A 2,826-nucleotide genomic window follows, 5' to 3' on the forward strand; every position below is an offset into this window, starting at 1 on the left:
AATTAGTTCTTTTATAGCACTGTAATTAAACAAAAAAAAGCCGCAGCCTTAATGAATAAGGGTGCGGCTTACATTCAGAGAGATTTACGACTGTGGCGAGGTTTGTGAGGCGTTCTCTATACGCTCTAACTCTTCACCTTTGTTAATCAGCTTCGCTATTACTTTAGATAATCCAAGTGTTACCACTGCCATCACAATGGCAAGAATCGCAAGATTATAAAAGTAACTAGCATAAACCCCTTCAATGATTTCAGGCGTTAGCTCTTGGCCTTTCGGCAATGCAATCTTAGTCGAAATAACTGCGGCTAAAATCCCACTGAGTGACAAGGCAACTGAACGAAGGCCAATAGCAAACGCAGAAAGGTAACGCGGCACCATTTCAAAAATGAAGCCAGCACCCAAAGCCCCTACAATCAATTCAGCCATAGATTGGAAGAAGTGAACCCACAAAATCCAATCAGCAGAGATTTTGCCATTTTCACCCACAAAGCTCGTTGATAAGCCTAACAAGCTAAATGCAATACCACTGAAGATAAACGCAACAGCAAATTTGGTCGGAATAGTTGGCGAGTAACCTTTGTTCTCTAACCAGCTATACGCATAAATCATTGGTCCACCCAACACAAAGCACCACAATGGGTTAAAAGCCGCATTTGATTCAGGTCTAATTGGAATAAATCCAAGGATTTGATCGCCCATTAAGTTAATAGCGTAGATGTTCATCGAGGTAAGCATCTGACCATAGTAAAAATAGAAAACGATCATGATAAAGATAGTAATTAACACACCACACATTTTGTATTTGTATGCTGCCGATGCTTTAGTGATCTCATAAATGAAATACAAAATCGCACATGCACCCAGTCCATAAAGGAGGTATTTACCTTCATCTAGATTAGAGAAAATCCAGAACACTAAGCCAAGCATTAATGCAGAGCCAACCACAAAGTAACCCCATGTTTTCATGCTAACGCTGCGACGGTCAATATCATTACCAACTTGAGCTAGTTGTTTTCGGAAAGTAACAAAAAGCACCAAGGTGATCAGCATCAAAAATGATGAAATAAAGAAGTTACCTTGATAAGCCAAGTACGCTACCAAGAATGGGAAAAGGTATTTAGAAGCAAACGACCCCAAGTTATTAATGGAATAGTTAACCGTTAAACCTTGTTGGAAAGCTTCCCTGTTTGTCGCTGAGTATGAGTTACCCAATAGCACTGTCGGACTGGTTGCTGAAAGCCCTCGAGCGTAACCGATCAAAGCAATCGAGAAAATACTGAGAGGAACATTCAGTGTGGATGCCCCCATCCCCAATAAGAAGAAACCGATAGTGTAAATGGTGTAGCCAATATATACCGCACGGAATGAGCCAATATACCTATCAGCAACAAACCCACCAACAGCTGAAAATACGGGACCAACAGCACCAAATGCCCCCATCATCATGATGGTGTCAGCTTCACTGTAATTTAGCTCAAAAAGAAAATATTTGGTTAATAGAACATACGCCCCGTAAAAAGCAGCTCCCCAAAGGAACTGCCGCAAAATTAAAACCTTCGCAATACTGGGGAATCTAGTGTTTGCATCTTGCATGTTATACTCCTTCAACATTATGCACCACGAAAACTAACATACGCAGAACTGTTAAATAATGATCCAACATGCAAATATGCAACAAACGCCAATTCACCCAATGGAATAATGATTTTTTGATCACAAGTCTCACTACAGGACTATAAGCTATTGTAATTAGAACAAAAAAATGCAGCTAAAGGCAATTCCTCTAGCTGCATAATCTTGCTATAAAACATGAATAATCAATATTAGAGTGACAACATAGTTAACGCTCTATTTACTGCTTTTTTATACTCACCATGTTTATATCGACACGTTCCCATAAAATGAATCAGCGACGTATTTTCAAGGCGAGTTGTGCTTTGCGGGAACATATATGTTTGATACTGAGGCCAAGGTAAAACATGTCCACCTTGGCACGTAGAAGCAATAAAGTTTGATGCAACTTGTTCACTGCCCCACTCACTCCATTTTTCCTCGCCAAGTATTGCCGCCATTTCCTGAGAGAACTGCCGTAATAGTGCTAGCTTGTTCACACCTTTAGGGATGCCCGTAAAGCCAGCACACCCTCGTAAATAACAAACTGATTTGTCATGTAAGCTAGGGATCCGTGACATTACATGCTCAGACTGGGATTGAACGTGCTGAGACAGGTTTTGAGAAGCAAGTCGAGATAATTCATCAAGAGGAACGGCTTGACTCCAGTTCGGATCACCAATGACAAATGATACTTGTGATTCAACAGCTGATTTTACTTCAGGGATAGCTGCGTTAACGACAATATCGGAGTCTAATTGAATGACATAACGTGTCTCTGCCAAATTGAGCAAGGTAACCAACCTTTCCCAGCAGTTACCTGTTGGAAGCCCTTCCATAGAAACATCGTTGTAAGTATAAAAAGTGACTGAATGTATGTGCGAGCGAATTAATAAGCGGTCAGAGTCATCTAAGGTTCCATCACTCAGTACATGTACGCTGACTTCTGGATACCAAAATAAAAATGATTTTATTGCCACCAGATAATCATTTATTACTCTCTTTCCTATCATGGAGAGTACAGCTACATCGTTAGAGCCGATATGACTAGTTGGAGCTGTTGTAATGATCTTCTTCATTACTTGATCGCAGGCTAATTTATTAAATCGCCTCGATACAGCTTGAATAATATGATTCACAACTCCTCCTCTATATTCGAAGTCATATGAATATTCTCTGACTCATTTTTGTTTTTTCTAGAATCCAACTTTCCAG

The 2,826-nt window shown here is 40.2% G+C and carries 2 protein-coding genes; both read right to left on the reverse strand.

What is annotated here, in order from left to right; all coding sequences use genetic code 11:
* Positions 1 to 84: 84 nt before the first annotated feature.
* Positions 85 to 1,593, reverse strand: coding sequence for a peptide MFS transporter (locus ASV53_RS23505; protein WP_062689064.1), 1,509 nt, complete (start codon positions 1,591 to 1,593; stop codon positions 85 to 87).
* A gap of 230 nt (positions 1,594 to 1,823) precedes the next feature.
* Positions 1,824 to 2,750 carry a hypothetical protein gene (locus ASV53_RS23510; RefSeq protein WP_141226310.1) on the reverse strand — a complete coding sequence of 309 codons (927 nt, stop codon included), beginning with the start codon at positions 2,748 to 2,750 and terminating at the stop codon, positions 1,824 to 1,826.
* Positions 2,751 to 2,826 lie beyond the last annotated feature (76 nt).

The organism is Photobacterium sanguinicancri, assembly GCF_002265265.1.
GTDB lineage: Bacteria > Pseudomonadota > Gammaproteobacteria > Enterobacterales > Vibrionaceae > Photobacterium > Photobacterium sanguinicancri.

Excerpts from the sequence above, each read along its gene's own strand:
- ASV53_RS23505 (WP_062689064.1), bottom strand. The coding sequence starts at position 1,593 with ATGCAAGATGCAAACACTAGATTCCCCAGTATTGCGAAGGTTTTAATT.